Source organism: Microcoleus sp. Pol12B5 (assembly GCF_036701335.1).
Taxonomy (GTDB): domain Bacteria; phylum Cyanobacteriota; class Cyanobacteriia; order Cyanobacteriales; family Microcoleaceae; genus Microcoleus.
The window spans coordinates 1-3,572 of the sequence record NZ_JAUBQQ010000137.1 but is presented as its reverse complement, the minus strand read 5'-3'; the positions used below and the strand labels follow the sequence as shown (position 1 = coordinate 3,572).

The following is a 3,572-nucleotide window of genomic DNA, read 5'->3' as shown; positions in this document are numbered from 1 at the left end:
AAGTTAGAGCGGCGGATTGAATTTTCTAAAGTTATGTCATTTTCTTCTTAACAAAAATAGTTTTCTGCACCACTAAGCCGGGCAGGTCATGCCACGATGCGATTAGACAGATTAAAGTCTGTATTCAACATAAAGCGAAGTTTGTATTAGATGCAGACATAGCCAAGTGTTTTGACCGTATCAACCATTATGAACTACTCCAAAAGTTGAACATAAAAGGCAAGGTTAGGAGACAAGTAAAATCCTGGCTAAAATCTGGAGTAATTGACGATGGAGTATTCACTGCAACATCTGAGGGTACACCACAGGGTGGAGTCATTTCTCCATTACTGGCGAATATTGCTCTTCACGGTCTTGAAAAGCATCTAGAAAACAAGGTTCCAGGCTATGGGAATGGATACTTGAAAAAGTCAATTTCCAATTTTGGAAAATATGTAGGCTGTCCGAACATAATTCGATATGCCGATGACTTTGTAATTCTATGTGAAGAAAAAGTCGTAAGCTGTTGCACATTTAAACTGTGATACAAGCATTCCCCTTGTTTTTGATTTTGCGACCCCATTTAATTATTAATTGCCCTTCATTTAAGAGGCGGTGCAATAAATACTCTAGCTCTTCAATAAATGTAAAAAGTCGATTGGCAATATATTCTTTTGCCGAATGCCATACTAATTCAATTAAGTTATAGTCGGGGCTGTGTTCGGGGAGGAATTCTAAATGAAGGTTAGGCATTTCTGTTTCAATTATTTTCAGGTACTCTTGTTTCTTGTGAAAACTAGCCTTATTAAGGATAATCACTATTTTGGCTCCTTTTTCCGCAAATTCTGAGGCTTGATTACCTGCTGACGCCCATTCATTAATTAGCTTTTCATGAAACAGTTTTAGCACTTGATAAAAATTATATTAATTGCCTTTCTTGAGGAATTCTACCCACATCTTTTTATCGGAATTTCTCACTCTTCCCATTACATTAACTCTGCCTTTTCTCCGATCTCCTCGGACTTTTTTTCGGCTGCCTTTTTTACACCACTTCTTTCTTCGGGTGACTCTTAAACTAAATTCACTCTCGTCCCAAAACCATACCTGTAAACGTTCTGGCGATTCTTTTTTTATTTTTAAATATTCGGCTATCTTTATTTTAAACGCTGTTCTTTTTTCGGGATTTCTCTTCGATTCCAGGCTATACTTGGCCCAGATGTAAACATACTTTTTTTGCTTTAATATCCTCCGAACTTGTCCTCCACTTAATTTTATTCCTGTGGATTCTTCTAAGTATGTTGCTAATCTCTGCGCTGTCCATCGTCCAAAATCATATCCTAATTCTTGAGGGTCTTTTTCTATAGTTTCTAATAACATATCTATATACTTATCTGTGGCTTTTTTGTGATTTCCCTTCATCCTCTCATCTATTAGACTTTCTAGATTGTCTGGGTCTCCCTTTATACACTAATAAGATACTTTGTTGACTGAGCAACCCAAAAAATCAGCGATATTAGATTGAGTTCTACCGTCATTTAGAAATAACAAAATCAGAATTATTTCTCTGACATTTGCCTTTTCTTTCTCTCTTAAGGCTTTTTGTAGTTTCTCTATTTGTTGGGATTGAGATGGTTTTTAGCTGGCATTCTTGTATATAGTGACTAAACTCCTTTTTTATTATACCCTATTTAAAGGTACAACAGCTTAGTCCAAAGATGCCGAGAGATAATCTCGGAATGGTTAGCTGGCATGGGTTTAGAATTAAAACCTGAAAAAACGAGACTAACTCACACTTTCAAGAATGAATTAAGTGAGGATGGTAAAGCGGGATTTGACTTTTTAGGTCATCACATCCAACAATACCCTGTCGGAAAACATCGGAGTAGTTTAGGTACGCACGGTGAAATATTAGGTTTTAACACACTCATCACCCCAAATAAGAAGTCAAGTAAGGCTCATCAAGAGGAAATCGGAAGAATCATCAAAAAACATAGGTCATCGCCACAATCGGCGTTAATTAAAGACTTAAACCCTGTAATAAGGGGATGGACTTCTTTCTATACAAACTCTGACGCTAAAACCGTTGGAGAACTATCTAGACGAGATGGACTCACCTACCTGAAACTTCGACCTTGGGCAAAACGCCGTTGTGGAAACACCAAGGCAGGACATAAACTGTATTGGCACACCATTGGCGGTAATAACTGGGTATTCTCAACCAGAGAAGAGGGATCGAACCCCCTTCGGTTACTAAAGTATAGTGAATTCGAGTGTAGCAGCACCGACTATGTAAAAGTTAAAGGAGATAAAAGTCCCTACGATGGCGACCTGGTTTATTGGAGTTCAAGAATGGGGAAAAACCCTGAGTTGCCAATTCGATTGGCACTGCTCTTAAAAAAGCAGAAGGGCAAATGTTCCCATTGCGAATTTATTTTCAGAAATGAAGATGTAATGGAAGTTGATCACATCGTCCCTAGAGCCATGGGAGGCAAGGACGAATACAAAAATCTTCAACTATTACATCGGCATTGTCACGATGTTAAAACTAAAACCGACTTGAAATTAATCAGGAAACACAACCTTGACCTTGTTTTTCAAGGAAAGATACCTAAATCAAGTCGGAAGAAGGGGAAACCCTCAAATGACAAGAGTACACCCGAGTAGCCGTGTGCAGTGAAAATTGCAAGCACGGTTCCGAATGGGAGGGAGAAGATAGCAATATCTTCTCTCGACCCTAACGGTGTGGATGGCGCACCTTACCGGATATAGATGTTGTATGTGAGTTAGGGGTTAACTTCTAAGGTGCCAGTAGGAGCAAACACTACAGTAAATTTAGCGACTGGCGCTGCATTGTTGCTGCTAGTTTCGGGAGATTTGAGCAGATGTGGCAAAGGAGTTTCTTGGGTGTAATCCTTGGCTGGTTGATTGAGCGGCTCGAAATTGCCGATCGCCCCATCTTGACTTGTAGTAACTCGATACACTAGATTTTGATTGAACGTAGGGCTAGTTTGCCAACTTCGATCGATGCGATCGTAGACTTTCAGAGCTAGCTCATCTAATTTTACGCTATCCGTAATTTCTGCTGTCTGATTTGTTCCATCCAGCGCCTGAACTTCCAGTTGGTCTGCTGATACAGGTACAGCTTGGACAGTCTTATCTGTAGGGCTACTCGTAATAGCCGTTTCAGTAGACGTATTAGTGAAAGGTACAACCTCTGGAGATTTGTCAGGCAGCTTTTTTGGGCTGTCAAGAGCTAAATAGGAATTATTAGCAGCCGGAAGCGCACTGCTACTGGCCATGGCTGGTTGGGCCAGCCCATTAGTGACAGCATTAGCAATAGCATTAGCGGGATTTTGTCCATCAATTGTCAAAGACTTGACGTGAAAACCGCGAAACTTTTCTTTTTGGCTAACGCGCCACATCGCGATGGGAAAAGTCATAAAGAAAAGAGTCAAAACTCCGACGCTAACCCAAACTATTTTGTGCATCTCCCTGGCTGGGAGGGACTTATTTTTTGGTAACCGTTCAGGGGGTGCGCCTGGGGCGCACCACCCTAAGAGGAGTTGTAAAGAATTTGGGGAGAAAGGCGGGCG

At 40.5% G+C, this 3,572-nt stretch carries 2 protein-coding genes and 2 pseudogenes; 2 read left to right on the top strand and 2 right to left on the bottom strand.

Going from position 1 to position 3,572, the window contains the following annotated elements:
• The first annotated feature begins 38 nt into the window (after positions 1-38).
• On the top strand, positions 39-524 hold the full coding sequence (locus QUA24_RS26845) for a reverse transcriptase domain-containing protein (protein WP_333233436.1): 486 nt from the start codon (positions 39-41) through the stop codon (positions 522-524).
• Here the strand turns inward: QUA24_RS26845 and QUA24_RS26840 are convergent.
• A pseudogene (locus tag QUA24_RS26840) lies at positions 514-1,625 on the bottom strand (IS630 family transposase). The gene QUA24_RS26845 and the pseudogene QUA24_RS26840 overlap by 11 nt on opposite strands.
• Positions 1,626-1,728: 103 nt before the next feature.
• Between QUA24_RS26840 and QUA24_RS26835 the strand changes: the two are divergent.
• A complete protein-coding gene (locus QUA24_RS26835; RefSeq protein ID WP_333233435.1) occupies positions 1,729-2,643 on the top strand; it encodes a group II intron maturase-specific domain-containing protein in 915 nt (304 codons plus the stop codon).
• Between the two features lie 119 nt (positions 2,644-2,762).
• Here QUA24_RS26835 and QUA24_RS26830 read toward each other — a convergent pair.
• Positions 2,763-3,572, bottom strand: a pseudogene (locus tag QUA24_RS26830) (hypothetical protein); the annotation flags it as partial.

What these genes read in the sequence shown, in the direction of transcription:
- QUA24_RS26835 (WP_333233435.1), top strand. Translation starts at nt 1,729, where the DNA reads ATGGGTTTAGAATTAAAACCTGAAAAAACGAGACTAACTCACACTTTC.